Annotated in this window: 12 protein-coding genes; 2 read left to right on the plus strand and 10 right to left on the minus strand. The window is 41.6% G+C overall.

Features of this window, described 5'->3' with window-relative positions:
- The first annotated feature begins 262 nt into the window (after positions 1–262).
- Positions 263–826, plus strand: a complete 564-nt coding sequence (locus K9M52_RS08465; RefSeq protein WP_224071622.1) for a hypothetical protein — start codon at positions 263–265, stop codon at positions 824–826.
- 241 nt (positions 827–1,067) lie between these two features.
- Entirely contained in the window at positions 1,068–1,904 is an 837-nt protein-coding gene (locus tag K9M52_RS08470; RefSeq protein WP_224071623.1) for a DUF6159 family protein, read from the plus strand.
- A gap of 201 nt (positions 1,905–2,105) precedes the next feature.
- Here the strand turns inward: K9M52_RS08470 and K9M52_RS08475 are convergent, their stop codons facing one another.
- The 10 genes from K9M52_RS08475 to K9M52_RS08520 form a co-directional block, all read right to left on the minus strand.
- Positions 2,106–4,040 (minus strand): sialate O-acetylesterase, encoded by a 1,935-nt coding sequence (locus K9M52_RS08475; RefSeq protein WP_224071624.1) that lies wholly within the window; start codon positions 4,038–4,040, stop codon positions 2,106–2,108.
- 166 nt (positions 4,041–4,206) lie between these two features.
- Positions 4,207–5,877, minus strand: coding sequence for a glycoside hydrolase family 43 protein (locus K9M52_RS08480; RefSeq protein WP_224071625.1), 1,671 nt, complete (start codon positions 5,875–5,877; stop codon positions 4,207–4,209).
- A gap of 98 nt (positions 5,878–5,975) precedes the next feature.
- Entirely contained in the window at positions 5,976–8,039 is a 2,064-nt protein-coding gene (locus tag K9M52_RS08485; RefSeq protein ID WP_224071626.1) for an alpha-glucuronidase, read from the minus strand.
- Between the two features lie 113 nt (positions 8,040–8,152).
- Positions 8,153–10,132 carry a RagB/SusD family nutrient uptake outer membrane protein gene (locus K9M52_RS08490; protein ID WP_224071627.1) on the minus strand — a complete coding sequence of 660 codons (1,980 nt, stop codon included), beginning with the start codon at positions 10,130–10,132 and terminating at the stop codon, positions 8,153–8,155.
- 11 nt (positions 10,133–10,143) lie between these two features.
- A complete protein-coding gene (locus K9M52_RS08495; protein ID WP_224071628.1) occupies positions 10,144–13,242 on the minus strand; it encodes a SusC/RagA family TonB-linked outer membrane protein in 3,099 nt (1,032 codons plus the stop codon).
- Positions 13,243–14,013: 771 nt separating this feature from the next.
- Positions 14,014–15,942, minus strand: a complete 1,929-nt coding sequence (locus K9M52_RS08500) for a glycoside hydrolase family 97 protein (protein ID WP_224071629.1) — start codon at positions 15,940–15,942, stop codon at positions 14,014–14,016.
- 13 nt (positions 15,943–15,955) lie between these two features.
- Positions 15,956–17,890, minus strand: coding sequence for an alpha/beta hydrolase-fold protein (locus K9M52_RS08505; protein ID WP_224071630.1), 1,935 nt, complete (start codon positions 17,888–17,890; stop codon positions 15,956–15,958).
- A 429-nt stretch (positions 17,891–18,319) separates the two neighbouring features.
- Positions 18,320–20,488, minus strand: a complete 2,169-nt coding sequence (locus K9M52_RS08510) for an endo-1,4-beta-xylanase (protein ID WP_224071631.1) — start codon at positions 20,486–20,488, stop codon at positions 18,320–18,322.
- A gap of 29 nt (positions 20,489–20,517) precedes the next feature.
- Positions 20,518–21,471, minus strand: a complete 954-nt coding sequence (locus K9M52_RS08515) for a DUF5627 domain-containing protein (protein ID WP_224071632.1) — start codon at positions 21,469–21,471, stop codon at positions 20,518–20,520.
- 44 nt (positions 21,472–21,515) lie between these two features.
- Positions 21,516–23,282, minus strand: a complete 1,767-nt coding sequence (locus tag K9M52_RS08520; RefSeq protein WP_224071633.1) for a RagB/SusD family nutrient uptake outer membrane protein — start codon at positions 23,280–23,282, stop codon at positions 21,516–21,518.
- Positions 23,283–23,288 lie beyond the last annotated feature (6 nt).

Consider the following 23,288-nt stretch of genomic DNA (forward strand, 5'->3'; position numbering starts at 1 on the left):
CCTGAGCCGGCAAGCCGGCTCAGGTTCGTTCTGACAGGTTTCAAAGAAAATGCCATTACAATAAACTGGTTGATTACAAGGCAATACATATGCACAAAAACAAAAAACTGTTCGATTTTGAACAGTAGGTGCCCGGTTTTGGGTCACTTCCGGCAGCTTTGCTATTCTGCGGAAAAAACAGTAGCGGATTGTAACGCCTTCCTATAAATCAACGTTCTATACTTGTATCTTTCTTTTCATCACTTATCCCAATTCTTCTCGTATGCGTAGTTTAACCAAAACCTTCCATACCGCAGCAATCCTATGTTCTCTTATTTTGTTCTCTTTAATGACGGTTAGCGCCCAATCTATAGAAATCCGCGGCCAGATCAATTCAGGCTTTTACGCCTATAGAGGCGCCTCCGCCAAACACACAACCGGCATAAACGATGCAAAATATACAAACAGCCCCTATGGGAGAAAAGGTGCTGTCAGCTATGGCGCTTCCTTTAACATAAAAAGAGTTACGAGAAACAACTTCATCCTGGGCGGCGATCTGGGTTATGAAATGCTTCGAAGTAAGGTAAGCCTCGATTTTCAGGACGGCCTGGGTGGTGATATCATCTGGACCTTCAGGGGAAGAACTTTTCTTAATAATGGATTTATCAACATTTTCCCCTTTATAGGCAGACGGATCCGGATCAGCGGTCAACCGGAAGATATCACCATTGGCTCTGACATTGGCCTTTTAATGAGTTCGAAAGAAAAAGGAAGGGCAACGGCTACGCAGCAAGAGAATATAGTTATCAAGACTTCACAAAATAGGGAGAATCCAGATCTCTGCTGATTTCAAGAAAGTCGGGGTATATGCCGGATACTCCTATGGCATCTCCAACTATTATAAAGATTTCATTGGTGGCAACAATAACGAGGTCTATTCACGGATGCTCCGGCTAGGGCTAAGCTACCGGCTTAAATAAATGAATTTTGCTCTTAATATGAAAACACATCCTCCGTTCCAAAATCTAACCTCTTGGAATTGAAAAATAAGGTATATTTGACTATCATTCACTAACAAAACATATCTTATGGGATTCATTGAAAAAGTAAAAAATGGCTGGAAGATCTGCGAGCTATCATTGAAAGTGTTGCAATCAAACAAAAAACTGATCATTTTTCCGATTATCTCAGGTATTGCGCTTTTTGTTATTCTCACTTCATTCTTTATCGGTATCGGTGCTGCCCTCGGATGGCATTTTGAGCAACTGAACCAATCGGATAATAACGTTATGCGCTATCTCGTCACCTTTGTCGTATACCTGGTGAGCTACACGGTTGTCATTTTCTTCAATATCGCGCTCATGCACTGCGTGAAGTTATATTTCCAGGGCAAGGAGGTCAGTTTATCCATTGGCTTTAAGTATAGTGTAAGCAGATTGGCTTATATTATATCCTGGTCAGCATTCGCTGCAACAGTAGGCCTGATCTTAAAGATCATCCAGGACAACGTAGGAAAATTAGGAAAAATACTTGTGGGCCTACTGGGCATCGCCTGGGGTATCTCTACTTTTTTTGTAGTCCCTATTGTCGCTTATGAGGATAAAAGTCCCTGGAATGCCTTAAAAGAGTCGGTCGAAATGATGAAAAAGGTTTGGGGAGAGAGTCTGACTGCCGGCTTTAGTTTTGGTATCTTGCAGTTTTGTGCATTAATAGTAATGGCTGTTTTTAGCGTGGCGTTGATTCTTGTCAATGTGTATGTCGGAATCGCGGTCTTTGTTTTGGGTTTGGTACTGATCTTTTCTGTTTTTAGTTCCCTGAACAGCATTTTTATCAGTGCCATCTATATCAAGGTCAGTACTGATATCGACGTCAAAGAATTTGCAGGGACCGATGTTCAAGAATTGTTTGTGCAAAAACAGAAGTAATCGTGTCTTATAAGATTGGTTTATCCTGAACCTTATGCCACTCATTTATATGTAGTGACCGTGGCTGTGTTTGCTGTTCAATATTAAAATCAAATTAGGTCCAGGCCTCATTTAAAGAGTCCGGAAAATATAATTTTTCCGGACTCTTTAAATGAATAATTGTCACAACCTGCGGGGACCAGCTCAAATCAGCAGCAGATATTATCGAATGCTGAATGGAGAGGCCGGCATCCCTTTCTTATTGCACAAATTTGGGTTTACCGGGTTATCTGCCCAACCATAACGTACATATATAGGATCACGAATCGTTGTACTCCAGACTTCCAGTTTATCGCCCGAAATTTTAGATTCTGCCCAGACAAAATGTTTATCCGCTCCGGCAATCGCAATTTCCTGAGGCGCCTCTCCATCCGATGTCATCAGACCAAAAGCCGCGTTAGTGAATGATATTATAATCTTATTTCCTTGTTTTTCATAGGACTTGTATAGAGGGCCGCAAGCCACTATGTTTTCATGATAAGCTATTTTCCTGGCAATTAACGCCAGGCGGTCTCCTACCGGCTTTTTTCTGTCCGGATGTATATCATTCCATTCACCTAGATCTATGGTCACTGCCATACCTGTATTCCTGATAGCACAAGTTTTCAACTGAGCCTCCCTTAGCTCTGCCCACCCGCTTTGCGCTGGCAAATAATTAAAATCTCCGAAGCCTGGCAATTGGACAAATAAAAACGGAATATCCCCCAGTTTCCATTTGTTACGCCAATCCTCAATTAAGTTTTGCATCAGTCCGGCATAATTTTTTGTTCCTATATTGCTTTCCCCCTGGTACCATAAAATGCCCTTTATGCCATAATTAATCAGTGGAGCAACCATACCGTTATATAAGGCAGCCGGCGCATTCTGAAGGGAGAAATGAGTCGGCGGCAGGCCTTTGTGCTTAGGTGGTGCAAAAACGGCCCCCACCTTATACTGCCAATATCCCTTTAAATCCAATGTATCCGTGCCGGCAATCAGGCAATAGGGTTTATCAGGAACAAATCCGCCCTTTCCAAAAAAATTCTGCACCTTGATCACAAAAAGATTTTTGCCTGCCCTGAGTAAGTCTCTGGGAACGGCATACCTTCTTTGTGGATATTCATAAGTGGTACTGCCTACTTTTTGTCCGTTAATATATAATTCATCTGCGTTCACGATTCTGCCTAAAAAGACCTTTGCTTCTTTTTCGGTCATTCGCCCAGGTACATCAATGATTTTTCTGTACCAGACCACGCCATTCAAATCCTTCACGCCCTGATCCTCCCAGTAACCGGGAATGCCAATTTGCCGCCAGCCTTTCGGTGTGTATGCCGTTGAATACCATGGCTGGGAGCCATCCACCCCTTTATCCATTACAGCTGTTTTTTTAAAGCCAGATGTTTTGTTTTTTATACCGTCTAAAAAGCCCGGGGCTTTGTGGTCTTGTATCTGACTTTCGATTGCGGGAAATCCCTTGAAGCCATCATCGCTTATCCATGCTTCAATGGGGGTACCGCCTACACTGGCATTTATAATACCAATGGGAACATGATATTTTTCGTAAATAGCTTTAGCAAAAAAATAGGCCACAGCAGAAAAACTACCCACGAATGCCGGGGTCGCAGGCTTCCAGGCACCGCCATTCAAACTGTCAGCCGGTCCTTTTAAAACAGGTATATTAGGCACCCAAAACTGCCGTATTTCCGGATAATGAGCGTTTTTGATTGCATTTGGGTAATATACAGAATGTAGGAAAAGCTGGTGAACCATATTTGACTGACCCGAACAGAGCCAGACATCTCCGATCAGAATATCCTTTAACTTAATTGTATTTTTGCCTTTTATGGTCATGGTATAAGGGCCTCCGGCCGGCATAGCTGGCAGCTGTACCGACCATTTGAGGTCATTACCGGCTTTGGCGGCGAATTCCCGGCCGTTAAATCTCACTTTTATTTTCTCACCTTTGGAGGCCCAGCCCCAAATCTTGATTGAATGACCTCTTTGTAATACCATACTATCCTTAACCAGGCTTGGTAATTTCACCTGGGCTGCGGCCGGAATAGTCGTCGTTACAACTATCAAAACGCATATTAACCACAAGACTAGCTTTTTTTGCATCACTTCCGTTTTTTTTATAAAAATCATCTCGCTTAGGTATAATGGTTTCTTAAACATCATTTTAAAAATGATCGCCACATCAAATTATGACCGGCGCAGGATAATTATTTACTCGTGGTAAACCGCAAAACCCACTAGCCGCCTTTGCGGACAGTAATTTCTACCACTATTGCAATTTGTAGGCATCATCGCTTCCTTTATACTCAAACCAATTATAGGCAGCACCAAGATGGCTGTCTTCTCCCAGGGAGGTTGCGTACAAAGCATATAAACAGCCCACAAATCCGCCGGCATCCTTTGTGCTCAGCAATTTGCCGTCTACACCAGATTTTAAAGTAACCCACTGATTCGGCTTTTGAGCATACTGAAATCCGTAATGGGCACCATTGGCTACTATTCTCAATTGTAAAGACCGGCTTTTAGATAACGGTGCCTGCGCCAACAAAGCCATATCCTGGTCCGAAACTGATCCCGCTTTATACAGCGAGACTACCGGTTTTCCATCTTTGACGGATTTACAGAGATAATAGAATGCGTGTTCACTTTGAAAAATCATGATGCCTGCTTTTTCATTTTCTTTATTGGCGGAGAAATCCATACTCACCGTTGCGGTGCCTTTTAAATGAGCTTGCCGGAATCCTATAAAAGCCGGGTTACCGTCGCCTGAAGCAGTTATCTTTTTCAAAGGCAGATGCAATTGACCGTCCTTAATTGTATATAGTCCCGCAGTCGGATTTCTCAACATCAAAAACCGGTTATCTAAAACAGCCTTATCAAAATCATCCCTGAAAGTGTAGTTACCGCTGAAGGGGTTATACACCTTTTTTATTGTATCTGAAGGCACCGGGAACGTATAGGGCAGGGCAAGATCAGAATCCAGGATAACCGGCCAGCCTTCTTTCCACTTAACAGGTGCGAGAAAAGTCTCTCTACCTGTATTGTAATAATCGCTCTCATACGGACGGCACCCCAAAAATACCGCATACCACTTACCGTCCGGAGTCTCCACCAGATCTGCATGACCGGTGGAGGTGACCGGGTCTTTTCTGTTTTTATCCAATGTAAGCTGTGACAAAATCGGGTTCCCTTTATAGGAAAGATATGGACCATCAACCTTTTTACTCCTAAAGATAACTTCGGTATGATTAAATCCTGTACCGCCTTGTGCACACATCAAGTAATACCAGCCATTTATTTTATATAAATGTGGCCCTTCTATCCAAATCGGCTTTTCGTCAAGATTCGTCCCTCCATTAACCAGTATCTTATTCGTCCCTATTGCTTTCATTTGCCGGATATCATATTCAATCAATCGAATTGTCCGATGACCATCATAGAGCGGCTTATTATCCGGCGCTTCGCTGTTGTAGGTGATGTACACTTTGCCATCGTCATCAAAAAATAAAGATGGATCAATCCCGCTGGCATCCGGTGTAAATATAGGGTCGCTCCAAGGCCCGGCCGGATTTTTGGCAGTAATAATAAAATTACCCCCCTGTGACACATTTGTGCACATGATATAATACACCCCATTATGATAACGTAGTGTAGGTGCGAATAGACCTCTGGAAACCCCTCCGTTCCCGAGTTGTAACTGGCTATTGCGGTCCATCGCATTGCCAATCTGACGCCAATTTACCAGATCCCTGCTATGAAATATCGGCAGTCCGGGAAAATATGAAAAGCTGGAATTCACCAGATAATAATCATCTCCCACCCTGCAAATACTGGGATCGGGGTAAAATCCGGCAAGTACCGGATTGGTATACCTTAACTGACTATATGCCTGAGAACAGACGAGCAACAAAATTAAAATAATTCGGGTTTTACGGTACATTATCATTTCTTTTAATAATTAATTTTTAAATTGTCTACGCCGCTACCTTATTTTGAAGGTACATTCTGGTTGTAACTGGAAGCCACAACAAAAAAAAATTACTTTATCCTTACCCGGAACTCATTCGCCTGAATGGTACGCAGGGACTCAGCGGGCTTTTCAACATCCGAAGGAAGCGCCATTTGGCTATAAGTCTGGAAATACTGAATGCAGGCATCCTTCCAAAGCCTGGCTCCCTGGTATTGTTTTTCCAGCTTCTTTTTGACAGCAATAAATCTGTCGCGGTCCACAAAACCACGCGCTCTACTCCAGATCTGCTGAAATTCACGAACTTGCTTAACACCTTTATCATAATGACGACAAAGGCCTTCCCAAAGGGTTTGCCCATCCTTCAACTTATAGGTCCAGGGAACATGATGGAACCATAATAATAAATTTTCGGGACAGGTGGCCAGGTTATTATAAATTGAGTCCAACGGTGTATGGTATTGCGTCACAGCATCACTGCCCGTTTTTGTTCGATCAAAGCCGATGCCCGTTTTTGATGCCTGATGATAATAAGGCGGTGTCCAGTCCGGCCGCACCCCTTTGGGGGCCCACCAAGGTCCGGGACCATAATGTCCATTGGCAGACATAATATGGTGCAATCCTAAAGGTGTCATGGTGTTGACGGTGGTTTCCCTGCTCTGTAACATGAGCCGCCGCACCGGCACAAGGAATTGGTTTTCCCAGGTCCTGGCAAAGGAAGCGCCTTTGCTACGCATGCTATCCGTCAAAAATGTCTGTATCAACCATTCATTGGCAATCTTCCGACTGCTTAACCGGTTGTTCCAGGACAGGCGACCGAACGCATACCAATTGGCCTGCGCAAAAATATGACCACACCAGTTGGTATCCAGGCCAATATTGGCTACCCCTGCAATGGCTGTATGCGGTCGATCTGATAATGTTCCGTCTGTACACCTCGCAACGGTGCTTCCTTTTCCGTATTGATACGTATCGCTATTGAGTACCTCTTCCCAGAGCGTGGAAAGAAAAACCAGATAATTAGAATGCCCCAAATACTCCTGCGTTATCTGAAATTCAGGCATCACTGAGCTATGCTTCATTGCACCAAATAAAGGGCTGAACGGCTCTCTGGGCTGGAAGTCAACCGGACCATTTTTGACCTGAATAATTACATTGTCCCTGAATTTGCCATCAAACGGTAAGAATTCAGTATAAGCTTGTTTGGCCCGGTCTGTTTCATTAGCGCTATAAACAAAAGCCCGCCACATAATAATCCCTCCATGAGGCTTTATTGCGTCTGCCAACATGTTGGCTCCGTCGACGTGTGTTCGCCCAAAATCCTGTGGCCCAGGCTGCCCCTCACTGCTTGCCTTCACCAAAAATCCTCCAAAGTCAGGTACATACCGATAAATTTCATCTATTTTTTGGGTCCACCATGCAATTACTTCTTTATTTAACGGATCGGCACTCTGCAAATGCCCTAGCAACTCCGGCGAGGCAAAATTCACCGACAAGTATACCTTTATTCCATATGGACGTAAAATATCTGCGATTGACTTTACTCTTCGCAGGTACCTGCCGGTCAGTATTTCAGCAGAGGCATTGACATTGTTAAGCACGCTGCCGTTAATACCGACTGAAGCATTTGCCCTGCCATACTGCTTCCAAGTCTTTATATCTCTTTTTGTTACCGTGAAAGGTTCCTCCTTCTTCCAGAATATTGAATTGCCCGCATAACCCCGCTCAACGGACCCATCTAAATTATCCCAGTGGTTCAATATTCTTCTCTCATAAGAAGGATTACTGCGTTTCATTTCAACCCTCGAACCTGTCCTTTGTAATCTCAAAAGAGCAAAGACGCCATACAGAACACCAATATCTGAATTCGCTGACACCGTATCACCGTCAAGCTTAAAGCCATTATTTTTTAATAAGCTATCCCTTGCCACCTGTAAATACACGGTTTTACCACCATTGCCCAACCAGGCACTTTCTAATTCCGCGGTTGCAAGATCGATGGTGGCAGAATGTACGTTGCTGACTACTGAAACTTTTCGGGGCGCCTCTGAATTTAACCATAATTGACGAGCCAACTGCCCCCGGGCCAGTTGAAGGACGAAAAAAAAGACTGCAATTATTGTTAAACGCTTCATCTCTTGGTATTTTTTATAAGGATAAATAGAAATGTTCTATGGATGGGTAAGCCATCCATAGAACATTTCACAATTGAGCAATTCCTTTTTGGGTGCAGGTCAAATATTCAATCCTAATTTACATAACCAGGGTTCTGATATTGATCTTTTAGCTCATCACTAACCTGCATCGCATCCAACTGTCCTTGCGGGATGGGCCTTAAATATAAATAAGGCTGAATATTTCTGACGGTTTTTACAGGGGTATGGTCTCCGTAGCCACTTCCACATATTTCATAAGAGGAAGCAAGTTTTGCCCACTGCTGCGTGCGGATCAGGTCATACCACCGGTACCCTTCTCCAAAATATTCTCTGGAACGCTCTGCCAAAATATAATCTATCGTGATGACAGATGGGGTTGCCGCAACCATCTCTGCACTATTGTCTTCAACTTTGGCTACGTTACCACTATTACTCCATTGCCATTTTCCGGCCCTTGCACGGATAATATTTATTAAACCTCTGGCTGATCCGTCATTAGCATAGGTGCCGGAAACCGCCTTGGTCGCAGCACCTTCAACTGCCGCTTCGGCCGCTATGAAAAACAATTCGGAGAATTTGGTGATATTGTAAGGCCTTGTGCTGCCCGCATTGGGATTCCCCAGTCCTGAGCCATTATCAGTACGGTAGGGCCCAAGCTTCCAGAGGCCGGGGTATACCACTCTGCTGATGCCGGACGGGCTGATGACAAAATCTGCACGCCCCGGCAAGACACCGGCACCAATACCACTGTTGTATACACTGTTCGAATAGTCTATGGCCTGACCAGGATCTTCAGGTAAAAAGGTCAGAACAGCACTGTTCTGGTAAATCGGAAGACCATTTGCATTGTATAATTTGTCATAGTTAGCGCTCAATCCCGATTCATCCATATTACATCTGTAAACAGTAGTAAATGTACCATCGTACCTTGAATCATTCGTTTTATCTGCAAACGTATTGGTAAAAACATTAATTGTGGGCGCCATCCGCACCCAAGGGCGTCCAAGAGGCTGTACAGATGCCCGCTGTACGGCATTAACCGGGGTCCAGGAAGTTGCAGACGAACTACTTGTCATTGCCGGATAGTTCCAGGTCATCATCCAGCCTGCAAAATTGTCCGGCGCGCCGCCACTACCATAGCTTAAGCTGCCTCCGTTATATTGTTGGCTGGTTTCTGTATGATCCGCATACAGCATTATTTCTTTATTGCGATCATTGCTGGCCACATTTACATCATAAAACGTAGGCTGAAGCGCATAAGGTCCGGGATTCTCAATGGCGGTTACAGAAATATTATAGGCTTGTTGAAAATACCAGGCAGCGTCATGGCCATCAGGATCCGTCCTTGTTGTTTCAGGAAAGGTCGGAATATTATTCGGGTTTTTTAGCCACCAGGCATAGGTCAGATAGGCTTTTGATAAATAGAGCTGCGCCAGGGCTTTTGTAGCAGCTCCTGTTAACCGGGGGTTGTCCGGTAAATTATCCACCGCATATTTTAAGTCTGGGAATATACATTTTGTATATACTTCGGGAACCGTATTACGAACAGAAGCCGCGATAGGGTTGGTATTAAATTTCAAATCTCCGGCGCCCAGATCCAGTGGCACACCACCAAAGGTTTGTGTCAGCAGAAAATAATCAAAAGCTCTGAAGAAATTAGCCTCCGCCAGCAAACCCGCATCAACGCCAGCATCTTGGCCATACTCTATTACTCCATTTGCAGTGTTGATATTGGTGAAGCAGGTTCCCCAAATGACATCGGCTCTACTGGTGCTGGAGGTAATATCCCCCTGACCGGAAAGATCCATGACCTTAAAATTCTGATCTGCGCTCTGACCATAGGTCATCTCATCAGTACCTGTTTCACAGGTGTTATAATAATAAGCCTGACCATAAATATTTCTCAAATGCGCATACATCTCTGTCAGACCGCCCTGCACCCCTTTTTCGGTTTTAAAATATTCGGGAGTAAAGATGCTCCTGGGCTCTTCTTTCAGGAATTTTGAGCATCCGCCGACAAGAATCATTATCAATAACGTTCCTGATATGCGTTTTATATACTTCGTATTCATTATTAATAATTTTAGAATGTTAAATTAAGTCCCAGTAAAAAATTTCTGGTGGAGGGGGTGTTAGTCCCCTGTGTCAATAAACGGTGGGCAAAAGAAGAAACTGCAGCGTTCTGATCTCCGTAGGAGTTGGTCTCTGGATCCAAACCCGTGTCACTATGATAAGGAGAAAACATTACAAATGGGTTCTGTACACTGAAATAAACGCGCATCTGGCTTATACTGGATGATTTAAGCCATCTGCTCTTTGCAAAATTATACCCTAATGTAATCGTTCTGATTTTCAAATATGAGGCGTCAAAATAACCCAATGTTGATCCATAAATAGGATTATCTCCGCTCATCTGCCCACCTGGTTTGGGATATCTTGCCTGTGTATTGGTCGGCGTCCAATAATCAATATCGACATTATTGGACCGGCCGGTCATCAGGTTAAGATATCCGCTTGAACCATACAACGTGCTTATCAGGACGCCTCCGTGCTGGAAAACGCCAACCACACCCAAATCGAATCCTTTATAAGCAACACTTGTATTGAAGCCCCCTGTAAATGAAGGATCTGTATTGATGATTTGTCTGTCATCATCGCCAATCGGCCTTTTTGCCGTACCATCTTCATTAAAGCCCCCGGTGTATTTTACACGTATGCCGCCCACATTTCCACCAGGCTGCAACTGCTTCAACAATCCACTCGCGCTGTCAGCTGCGGTCCAAAGGCCGATACGTTCGTAATCATAGATCACATTGATCGGATGGCCGACAAACCAGCTGTTTCCAACATCTGCCATTACACCTGAGGCAAGGTGCGTAATTTTATTCCTGTTAAAGGACAGGTTCACACCAGCGTTCCAGGTCCAGCCATTATTATCCTGTAAAATGGTTCCGTTCAAAGATAGTTCTAAGCCTTTGTTCTCAGTGTTTCCTACGTTAGCGGTATAACTGCCTACCCCTGAAGTGGCCGGCAGGCCCACACTCTGTAAAAGCCCGTTTGTTTTTGTTATATAATATTCAATCGTACCGGATAAACGGTCATTAAATAATCCGAAATCTAATCCGTAGTTCCATGTTTTTGAATACTCCCACCCTAAGTTGGGATTAGGCAGCGTTGAAACATAATATCCCGTGGCATAGGTATCGCCAAAATTATAATAATTAGTGCCAAGGCGCCCCATTGTCGAATAAGGGCTTACCGCCTGATTAGAGGTTTGGCCGACACCGACTCTTAATTTAAGTTCATTTATAAAGGAAAGGTTCTTCATAAATGACTCTCTTGAAATATTCCAGCCCACTGAAACCGCAGGGTAGGTATGCCACTGATGGCCGGGGGCCAATACTGACGCACCATCTGAACGCAGGGTAGCAGAAATCATATATTTATTATCATAAGCATACATTACACGGCCCATCCAGGAAACCAGGCCTCTTTCCCAATAGTTCTGGTTCTCAGGCAAAACGTCAATTTCATCACTGGCCGTCCCGATATTAAAATATTGCAATTGATCTTCTGGTATCCCGATACCCGAGATATATGTACTGTGATATCTATTCTGTTCAGAAGAAAATAAACCTACGGCATTGATCCGATGTTTATTAAAAGTCCTGTCGTAAGTTAACAGGTTTTCAAGGGTCCAGTCAGTTCCTACGGAATTACCAATGGAAGCAGTCGATGGATCTAACGGATTTGTACTATTAATGCCTTCCCCTTTATAACTGCCACTGTTGCCATAGTTAATATTTAAGCCTACATTTACACGGTAGGCCAATCCCTGTATCCAGGGTATCTTAACCTCTGCATATAATGAGTTATAAGAAGCAAAATTATTGTTATTGCTGGCCCATTTATCCTTTAAGCTGTCTATCACCTCTTTTGTATAGACCCAGCTTGCACTTAATGGCATCTGAAAAGAGTATTTTATGGAACCATCTGGGTTATAGGGGTCGGCAAGTGGTGAGTTACTCAGTGCGCCGTAAATACCCACTTGTGAACCATGGGTAATATTGTAATTGTTATTGGTGGTAAAGCCAATTCTCACATATTTCCCGATATTCTGGTCAATGGATCCGTGAATTGCATACCGCTGGTAATTCTGCGTTGGTATCACTGCCTGATTACGATAATAAGAAGCACCAAAATTATAACTGCCATTCTTAGTCCCTGCTGATACATTGACATTCTCGTTAGTGACATTTCCTGTCTGATACAGTAAGTCCTGCCAGTTCGTATTGACACTATCGCTTTCTCCTGCACCCAACTGTACACTTCCATCCTGATTTACGAACTGTCCGGCAGCTTTACGCAATGCCAGTAATTTAGGCCCATCCATCATCGGAAACTGAGCAAATACTTTGCTCAAACCATAATAGCTGCTGGCTGTTACCCGCGCATCCTGCCCTTTCTTTCCTTTAAAAGTTGTAATGAGGATGACGCCATTGGCACCCCTTGAGCCATAAATGGCCGTAGCGGAAGCGTCTTTCAGGATATCGACACTCTTTACGGAGTTCATATCAATATCCCCGATACTTCCAGGGAACGGTATGCCGTCCAGAACAATTAAAGGATCATTATTCGCTGTCAATGATCTGGTACCCCTTATACGGATTTGCATCGTTGCACCAGGTTTTGAAGAAGTCTGGGAAATAGCAACACCAGGCAAACGCCCTTGCATGGCATCCGAGATATTTGCCGCCGGTACTTCCTTTAAACTTTCACCTGAAATAGAGGCAACGGAACCTGTAACCGCTTCTTTCATTTGTGTACCATAACCAATGACTACAACATCCCCCAAATTAGCGTCTGAGGCTACCAGGGTCACACTAATGTTCTTTTGGCCAGAATACACAATTACCTTTTTTAGATAACCGATAAAAGTAACCTGCAACGAATCATTAGGCGACACATTAATTGAGAAACCACCGTCCTGGCCCGAAGTTACCCCTTTATTACTGTTGAGGTTTAGAATGGAGGCGCCTGCAATTGGCTTTCCCGTGGCGTCCGTCACCTGCCCGGGAACAGAATTGCCTGCCTGAGCATACAAATCTGTCCCGGCAAACAAGCCAAGACCAACCATTAATAGTAAGGAAACAAATATGTTCCGTTTTACGAAGTTTTGCATAAACTGAATAAATTTAAAAACTTTAAAAAGTAAAATATCACTAATTGCAATCGATGGCAATTTTAGAGTCGATCAAATTCAATTTCTTTTTTTTCCCCAATGCCACTAGATTTATGGATTTATATTATTAATTACTTTAATGCCACTTTTGAAACAGAATGCTAAAGTATATAAAAATTTAAACATGACAATCGATTGCAATTCAAATACTGTTAATTAAAACAAAATATTTAGGTCATAGAAAACTAACAAACCGCACAATTTCATACAAGTTGTTAATAAACAATTCATCTAAATGGCTGGGAAAATAACAGAACCGCTATGGGCAGCATCAATTTGGATTTGGCACAAAACACATTGGAATTTTCACTCATAACAGGTTCCCGGCAATTATTTGAATAGCTTACCGGTAGCCGTCAGCAACCCAGAAATATGACTATCCAGTAATCTAAATGATGAAAGGTACGCTAGTGAATAAATCAAGGTCACCTGGTTGCTTACAGGAATTCAAATATTGAATTTGTAATAGGTTCTCACGCATGAGTTGAACGTCGCCTCCTTAAAAATTAACAGCTACAGTCATTGATCCCTCACTATTAGGGCGGATAACAACTGTAGCTGTTTCAAGTATTGCAATCTGAGTAACAATCATGTCAGCCGTCTACTTAAAGGATACAACTCCCTATTAAAATTGCAACAACATCAATACATTCATAAATCAGGCTTATGAACACTTTAAAATTTATAACAATTAATATCTTGGTAATTAACCTAATGAAAAACGGCTGTAAAGCCATCATTGCCATGTAAGGTCACCTCTACCATCCCGTTTGCAGGAATATTCAACACCTTTTGCTTGAAACTATTAGGTTCATTATTATCCGGCGTATATATCATCTCAGCTTTCTTGCCTTTTAAAAAAGACAGATCCAGATGCAAAACAGTATCTTCTTTACCCGCATTCAGACCAGCGACATACCATGAATTGCCTTTTTTCCTTGCGACTACATAAGACTTACCTGGATATCCACTGATAAACTTTACATCATCCCAATAGCCAGGTAATTTGCGCAAGAAGTCTTTGACAAATGAAGGTACATGGGTCATTCCTTCCGGGCTTTCGGCATAGTGTTGTATACCAGATAAGAAAACAACGGCTGTGGCTAGTTCGAAAGCAGAAGTCGTTGCCCGCTTAATATTCGGAATCTTATATAAATTCATCGGTGTGAAATCCATCGGATCAAAAGCATTCCGAGCAAAAGCACTCATAATCATATGCGAAGGAGCTACATCCGCATTATACTGACTGAAAGTAATCATTTCATACCCCAGTACCGCTTCTGCAGTTATAAAATTTGGGTAGGTTCTCTGGAGTCCTCTGGGAAGTGTCGCTCCATGGAAATTTACTAATAAATGCCATTTGGCCGCGTCAATCAGAATGTCTTGATAATAAGCGATCATCGATTGGCCATCTCCACCAAAAAAATCAACCTTAATACCCTTGATACCCATTTTTGAAATGCGAGCGAATTCCGCCATCCTGCTTTCATGAGTAAGTAATTTGTCCCTGGGTGTAAACTTGACCGTATTCCAGTTACCTGCAGAATTATACCATAAAAGAATACCCACATTTTTTTCCCTGGCATAATCCGCTAAAATCTTAACCGAATCATAGCCAATACTTTTATCCCAGCCTGCATCAATCAGACAGTAATTCCAATTCATATTAGCCGCATAATCAATATACTGCTTTTGAACAGGGAATACAGTGCCATTATCCTTTTCCAATATCCAACTCCAGGATGCCTTCCCTGGTTGAACAAATTTCGAATCATTTAATACAGAAGGGGCTGCCAGGTCAGTACCTAATGTAGACTCAGCTATCTCTTTCAGACTCCCAATAGCAATTATTCTCCAGGGCGTTTTCCAGGGCAATTCAGATTCAGGAAATAACGCACCTCCAGGAATCTTTTCAGCCGCTTCGGGAAAATTTATATTGAAATCATTTTTTGTGTCCCCTTGTTGAAGGGAAGTGCCGCAATAAGTTCTGCCTAAATCTGCTTCAGTAATTAACATCCACGTGCCCTTCACCTTAAACATAGCCGGATACACCCATCCATTCTTGTTGTACCGGATTGAATCTAATGGCTTATCCATTATATAATGCGCTTCATAAGAAGGATTAGTATGTTCAAACCCAGTTTGCGATTCTGCTTTGGGTTGAAGCCAGACGTGGGTGTCTGGATAAAAATGAAAAGAGGTAGCTTCAGAAGTTATGTAATGAATTTTGTCTGAACGTTCTGGGAATTCGTATCGAAATCCCACACCATCATTAGACAGCTGAAACACTATATTCATTTTTTTACCCTCATCCGTCTCTGTCTCAATGACCGTCTTTAATGCTTTGTATACAATATGATGCTTCTTCGCATTTTTCATATTATAAGCATCATTAACAAAAACGGCGGGACGAACTTTAATAACTTTCAGATTCCTGGAAAAGTCGGCGTCAGATCGGATGACACCTAATTTTGACAAACCAAGTACAGGCTGACGATGAGACCTTACTTCAAAGGAAACTTTTTCCGGATAATAAATGGCTTCAATTGCCTTGTCCGGACTCGTCATAACCACCTTCTTTTGTCCAAAAACCGGATATGAAACTATAAATAACCCAATGACAACGAAAAATGATCTCATAATTTATATTTCTCTATTTAAACAATATTGGTAAGAATTTGTATAAATCCATTCTCCATACCGGCCAGGTGTGGCCGCCCGGATACTCAAAATAAGTATGTTTTATGTGTAATTCATCCAATTTTCTCAACATAGCCTGGCAATTTTTATAGGCGATATCTTCTTTGCTGCCATCAGAAATCCAAAAAGCCTTCAAATCCTTGTTGACTTTATCCGCATTCTTTTCTAAAAAAGAATACTGTGCACCTGCAAAAGGTTGTAACATCGGCAATATCCATCCTGAGCTGAACACACCTAAGTAAGAAAATTTATGATCCTTCTGAAGGCCAGTATAAAGCGTATGTAACCCGCCAAATGACAATCCAGCAAGCGCTCTGTTATCAGGACCCTTCAGTGCTTTGTAATTATTTTCAATAAATGGAATAACAGCATCTGTCATCTCCGCCTGAAACATTTTTAAAGCCGTTCCAACTGACTTCTCATTAAATCCTCCTGCCCCTAAATTAGCATCGGGCATAACAATCAACATCGGCTTTGCCTGCTGCTCTGCAATCAGATTATCTAAAATCAAGCTGGCTTTTCCTTGCGCCGCCCAACCAGTTTCATCTTCTCCACCACCGTGTAACAAATACAATACTGGGAATTTAGCCGCACTGGCTTCATATCCAGGTGGTGTATAAATATACATTTGCCTCCAGGAATGTGTTACGGAAGAAAAGTATTTTTGTATGCGAATAACGCCGTGTGGCACTTCTTTCAACTCGTAATATCTATCCCCATCAAATGGGATCTCAATTCCGCTCGCCATCCGGCCCATTCCGTAAAAAGTCTGGCTAGAAGGATCAGCGACCGCCACCCCGTCAATCAACAACGAATAATAATGAAATCCTTCACTGATTGAATCCGTAGTCACCGTCCATACGCCATCATCCTTTTTCACCATATCATATTTTCTACCCAGGTCTATTTGAACCGATGAAGCCTCAGGCGCCCTAACCTGAAATATTACACGGCTATCAGGCAGTATCTGCGGATACTTTGCACCACGAATATTCGTACTTGCCGGCAAACCGACCACACTATATTTATCAAAAGTAGACTGGTCAACAGGTTTAAACAATAGTTGAGAAAATAAATAAAGGGACGTTTTCCATACATGAAAATCATGCACACCATGCATTAAATAAAAAATATGGGGTACATTCTTTGCCGTAAGGTATTTATGGGTCCGTTCACTAAAACTTAATAAGCCATCATTATCTCCCACTGAAATCCATAACAACTTCAATTCATTATTGGCTTTTTGAGGATCTGGCACCAAGACTTGTGGTAATTTAGTATTGGGTGCGGCCGAGAAAGCGCCCACCCATGCAAATTTGTCCATATTGCCTAATCCAAAATTTAAAGACTGACCGCCCCCCATAGACAAACCAGCAATTGCGCGATGATTTGCATCTTTCAAAACGGGAAAATGCTTTTCCACATACGGAATAAGGTCATTTAAAAGATCCTGTTCAAAATTGGCAAACGCCTCAACTTTATCTTTAGCCATTATATTGCCTGTCGGCCTGTCATCTTTCATCGCCCGGCCATTTGGCAACACAACGATCATGGGAGTCAGCTTTCCCTTGGCATACAAATTGTCCAATATAACTTCCGGATGGCCCCCATGCAACCACTCAAATTCATCCCCACCAATTCCATGTAATAAATAAAGTACCGGATATTTCGTCTTCTTCGAATAGCCAGGCGGTGTATATACCAGTGCTTTTCGTAAATTACCAACAGTCTTCGATTGGTAACTGATCGTATCAATATTTCCGTGAAGGATACCTTGCTGCGGAACATCATATCCTTTAGGAGCCGCATTTACGACTTGCTGGCCATTCGTGCCCAATACAAATAAAAATGCACTCACCAAAAGTGCCAATAAATGTTTTTTCCACATGATAAATATGATTAAAAATTATTAATTAAACGCAATGAGACCGATTTGGGAATCCAGAAAATTGGGCCAATTATACACTCAATGAATTCTTTCAAATAAATTACCGGTATAGCATCATTTAAATTCATTGTATATTATCGATGTAATATCAAATAATTACAATCGATTGCATACAAGCAGCCATAAATCAACTTTCAGGCATCAAACTTAATATTTAATTGTTATTTCAACAAATATTTTTAAACCTCGAGCATCTTTATCTACAGACAAATCCCAAAGACCAATTCAGATTTTTATATAACAATTGCTACTATTCAGGAATTTAATGATTCCAGGATAGTAGCAATTGACACTTGGCATTCTCCAGGGACACCTCTTTTACATCTAATAGTGTCCCGTTAATCTGATAACAATATTTTTATATTCGACTCATTTCCCCAAATTTTCTTTAACTGCATTAGCAACATATTCATATGCCAACTTACGAACATAGGCTTCTGACCAAATGCCAATGGGTTCCCCAGCACGCCAACCAGAATTAGCCGGACTGTCTAATGGGCTCCAAATCGTAATGCCGTATCGCTGCTTTGCCGGTATGTTTTTAAAGTATTGATCGATGACAAACTTATACATGGCGGCCTGCTTCAGATATTGATCCGGAGTCGCATCCGCCGTTTGGGTGCTATTGCCAAGACCTATGTCTAATTCTGAGACTTTAATCAATTTCCCGGTAGCGGCCAATAATTGAAACATCTGAACAATTTTACCAGAATCGGCATTTATGTCGATATGCATCTGAGTCCCAATACCGTCAACTTTGACACCCTTGCTTTCAACGTAACTGACATATTGAATCAACCCCTTACACTTATTTAGATCGTACTCTAAATTGTAATCATTAATAAATAACTTATCATTCGCATTGCCATATTTTCTTTCCAGTTTTATAGCAGTTACTGCATAGTCCTTGCCGAGGTAATCCTGCCAATAAAACTCATCGGATTTAAGGGTTTTCCCAATACCTGATTTTAGATTATACGGATTCCCATCATCCATAGGTTCATTTACTATATCCCACGAAGTAACGTAGCTCTTACTATTTGTGACCATGCCTGATATCCATTTATCCAGCGCCGTCGTAATAATCGCTTTTTTCTCTTCTGACGTTTTCTCAATAAGTCGAGTACCCAAATCAGGATTTTCTCTTTGAAGGCTAATATTATCAATAAGCAGGGTGCCTGCATAATTACCAAAACTAAAAAGGAATCTGGTTCTGTCTCCAGCTGATACAGTTGCTTCAAGCTCTATCTTCTTCCATTCAGTAGTAACGTTAAATGATGGAAAATTATCACTCGCATAGCTAGTCGTCTCTTGCAATGATGCAGACATACTCCCTTCGACCGAACCTTTTACATAAAAACTCAATTTATAGGTTGATCCATCTTGAAACGGAGTCGTGAAATCATAGGCAGTTTGGGCTTCCCATGAATTGACAACAGATGGATTAACCATTTTTAATCCATAACTGCCATTATAACCTTGTGCAGCAACTACTCCACGGGTTGAATTATTGCCCCAGCCATTCCATCCGGATAATATACCAGATTCAAAATCTTCATTCGCAAATAAATTTGCGTCAAGACCCGCACTGACGTCTTTATCTTCGACTGACAAGCTTGATAAATCAATGTAATAGCTGACTCCAGAAAGATACCCTAAATCAAAATTAAAGCTAAAAGTACTGGCTGAACCATTAAATCCACTGACTAAAAATTTAACCTGCTTCCAGTCGCCATTTGTTTCAAAATATTCAGATGCAGTTCCAGTCCCCATCCAATCCATCCATGGGTACTGATTGCTCAGATCCCCGCTAAATGAAATCCGGCCCCTACCCGCTTTATCAGATTTAATATAAAAACTCACAACATACTGCTGACCTTGATCAATTGAAATCAATGGCGTCTTCATACTCAGGTCCCAGGCATTTTTAGCTGAAGAAGAAGAAACCAGCTTAATCGCCTTACCCCCATTCTGCCCCATCGCCTCTTCAACTGACTTGGATGACGCCCCATTAACTGTCCAATTATCAAAAGAACCGTCCTTTAAACCAGTTAGGTCTAATAAATTATTATTAGATTCCACGACCTCAGGAGCAATAAGACTATTAAGATATGCCGCATTCTGGTTTGCATGCCAGCATAAGGTATGTCCATAAACCGTAATACCCGCCTCCTCAGCATTTTTAAGTAGTAAATTTACATTATCCAGGTTCAAGCTGCCATCACTTTGAACCACGGCACCATGCTTCATTTCATAACCAACTGCAATCTCCTGGAAATTTCTATTAATCAGCCGGTATAAGACTCCTTTCTTATTATACTCAGATAAGGAGACTGCCGCCCCTAACCTAAATGAGCCATATTTAGTACTATCAATAAGAGACTTAAGTGCCGGATAAGAATCAATATCTTCTTGTGCTGCTACTTCTTCCGGCTTATTAAATGAAAAATCAAGCGGTTTATACTTATAACATGCTGAAAAAATCAGTATTCCAATTAAAACCATTGGAAGCCCAGCATAATATTTGAAGCTCTTCATAATAAAATAATTTTAAATATTGGAACAGTTTAGAAGGTTTCCATTTTCACACCTCTGTTTCTCATAACCAGTGTATCTTTTGTGACTATATGCATATCAGGAAAATCTATCTCGTATTCCAGATACAATCCGTCCCGGTCCACATTTCCCCAACTGTTCTTTTCCCCCCTCTTTACGAACTTTCCAGTTCCGGTAGCGGTGACACCCTGTGTACCAGAACGAACGGTACAATTATGCTGATCATCAAAATCAAGCAACAAACTGCAATTTATATTAGTTCCATCTTTATCTTTGAATACTAAAGGAAAAGTAATGGTATGTAATGCCTTTGTAGTCAATAACTCAATATCATCCTTTTCAACATATTGCTGATGGCGGATATTAGTCGAATTCAATGCCGTATTGCCGTTTTTCCCGGTTATGTTATCAACTCCTCTACGCAGGTAATATCCATGCCACGGATTTATATACTTTACTGCATAAAGAATATAATTCTTATCACTGATAATTGAATCCGCATTAGTCACATCTGTCAGTTTCAGTGGAATCACATATGTATTCTTAATTGCATCCGGATCTTTAAAAAAGTCATCGGTTAATTGAACATCTACGCCACCAGAGAGGCTATCTTTATGAATCACTATTGTATTAGCGCCTAATGTGTAATAGCTTGATGGCATCGCCTTAACTGCGGATCCATCTTTAAAGGTAACACCCGAAATGAGACTATTATCTACGCTGAAATTCACACTGACATTCTTTCTATTGACATAAACACCTCCTAAAGTTGCATAGATCATACATCTATGTGCATTATCAAGGTCAGTATTTACAATATCCTCTCCCAGAGTAATCGTCCTCACGGGATGTTGGTAAGAAAAGTAAACCGTTTGATATTCATAATCTGGGAATATTTGCTCCTTATTATGACAGCTGGTAAATAAAATTACCGCCAATATTATCAATAATCTTCTGTTGTTCATTTTTATACAATTTTACAATTTTCTATCCTGACCGATTTCAATAACTACCATCCTTTATTTTGTAATAGATTACTAAACTTCAATGTTTCACCATATGGAATAGGCCCATACTCCATATAACTTTTATATAAACGGTTCTCAACACTAATTACAGAAAACTTATTATTCTTTATATTAATGCCCTTTGCAGTTTCAGTTAAATTCTCATGCCACCTTCGTAAGTCCCAAAAACGAAATCCTTCAAAACACAATTCAATTCTACGGGCATTTCGGATCAATTGACGCATTTTCTCTTTATCACTCCTAATGGATTCAAGATAAGCGTCTCCATTCGTGGCACCTATTCCTGCCCTGTTTCTTATGGCCTTAATAACATCATAAGCAGAAAAGCCAAAAGCGCCCTTGCCTTGAGGCCCCCAGGCTTCATTAGCCGCCTCAGCATATATTAAATAAATTTCCGTATATCTTATTAAAGGTTTGTAATGACGTTGAGTTGTCGTCGAACTACTGCTTAAATTAACATCCTGACGAAGCAGTTTCTTTAAATAATAGCCAGTTCTTGTAGACGTTTCGGTAATATTTATTCCATCATTTGTACCTCCATCCTCTGAAGTATGAATAATTGAATTACTTACACCGGCAGAGGACCCATCAAAAATAATAAATGAATTGAGGCGTTTATCTCTGCCTGAATACGGGTTCCCGCTATCGTACCCACTTGATGACAATGAAATTGGATATCCATTTGCCATTGGAAAAGCATCTACCAGATTCTGCGTTGGGTTCACACGGCCCCTGCCATTTAGAGTAGGAGGAAAATTGTCAGCTTCAAGATTATTGCTCTCTCCGTAATTAGAACGCCATAGAATTTCCGGGGGGTTCTGACCTTCCGCCAAGCCGGCAATTTCACTGGCATTAGCATACCAAGTCAATCCATTTGCAGCAAGCCCTCCTACACCACCATTTATTTTAATGATGTCACCTGCATCATTAGCGGCATCAGCCCATGTATTGGCTGCCGCAGCGCTGAAGGCTGGACTGGCAGCCAATAAGGCAGTCTTTGCTTTTATCGCCATAGCAATTCGACCAGATAGCAATCCACTCATATCCTTTCCCATCGCCCTGTTAAACTGTTCTTTAGTTATACCCCCATATTTTGCAGGTACCTGAGAATTATCTATTAAATCCTTATAATCAACAGGAAGCAAATCAATTGCCTGCTTTAAATCTATGTTAATCTGATCCACACATTCTTTAAAAGTAGCACGAGGCAAATTAAAATCGTCTCCCACTGCCTGAGAATGTAAGATAATGGGTACCCCTAATAATTCACCATTCTCTCCAATACCTGCATGCGCCTGAAGCAAATAAAAGTAAAACAAAGCTCTTAAACCATAAGCCTCTCCTTTGACACGCATGGAGAATAACTTTGCAACGGCAGAGTCTTCTGTCCACGTGATCTTATCAATCTGTTCTAATATCAAATTCATATACTGAATAGCCGAATAGCACCTGGACCATTCATCGACAGGATTATTGTTAGCCGCCCATTGGCCGGTTGCCATTTTCAGGTAACCGCTATTCTTATCATTGGTCACTGCATCGTCAGTCGCAACATCGTTAAAGGACCATGAGTTTACCGGAATTCGGTCATATCCATTCAATATAAGACCATAGGGAAATTTGGCATCGCTTGCATTATAAGAATCCTCAAGTTGTCTGTTATTTTCAATTTGAGGAACAATTAAATCTTTACAACTTATCATTCCTATAGTGACAGCGACCGCAAAAATCAATAATTTACTTTTCATACCATT

The organism is Arachidicoccus terrestris (genome assembly GCF_020042345.1).
Taxonomy (GTDB): Bacteria; Bacteroidota; Bacteroidia; order Chitinophagales; family Chitinophagaceae; genus Arachidicoccus; species Arachidicoccus terrestris.

What these genes read in the sequence shown, in the direction of transcription:
- K9M52_RS08465 (WP_224071622.1), top strand. Translation starts at nt 263, where the DNA reads ATGCGTAGTTTAACCAAAACCTTCCATACCGCAGCAATCCTATGTTCT.
- K9M52_RS08470 (WP_224071623.1), top strand. Translation starts at nt 1,068, where the DNA reads ATGGGATTCATTGAAAAAGTAAAAAATGGCTGGAAGATCTGCGAGCTA.
- K9M52_RS08475 (WP_224071624.1), bottom strand. Translation starts at nt 4,040, where the DNA reads ATGCAAAAAAAGCTAGTCTTGTGGTTAATATGCGTTTTGATAGTTGTA.
- K9M52_RS08480 (WP_224071625.1), bottom strand. Translation starts at nt 5,877, where the DNA reads ATGTACCGTAAAACCCGAATTATTTTAATTTTGTTGCTCGTCTGTTCT.
- K9M52_RS08485 (WP_224071626.1), bottom strand. Translation starts at nt 8,039, where the DNA reads ATGAAGCGTTTAACAATAATTGCAGTCTTTTTTTTCGTCCTTCAACTG.
- K9M52_RS08490 (WP_224071627.1), bottom strand. Translation starts at nt 10,132, where the DNA reads ATGAATACGAAGTATATAAAACGCATATCAGGAACGTTATTGATAATG.
- K9M52_RS08495 (WP_224071628.1), bottom strand. Translation starts at nt 13,242, where the DNA reads ATGCAAAACTTCGTAAAACGGAACATATTTGTTTCCTTACTATTAATG.
- K9M52_RS08500 (WP_224071629.1), bottom strand. Translation starts at nt 15,942, where the DNA reads ATGAGATCATTTTTCGTTGTCATTGGGTTATTTATAGTTTCATATCCG.
- K9M52_RS08505 (WP_224071630.1), bottom strand. Translation starts at nt 17,890, where the DNA reads ATGTGGAAAAAACATTTATTGGCACTTTTGGTGAGTGCATTTTTATTT.
- K9M52_RS08510 (WP_224071631.1), bottom strand. Translation starts at nt 20,488, where the DNA reads ATGAAGAGCTTCAAATATTATGCTGGGCTTCCAATGGTTTTAATTGGA.
- K9M52_RS08515 (WP_224071632.1), bottom strand. Translation starts at nt 21,471, where the DNA reads ATGAACAACAGAAGATTATTGATAATATTGGCGGTAATTTTATTTACC.
- K9M52_RS08520 (WP_224071633.1), bottom strand. Translation starts at nt 23,282, where the DNA reads ATGAAAAGTAAATTATTGATTTTTGCGGTCGCTGTCACTATAGGAATG.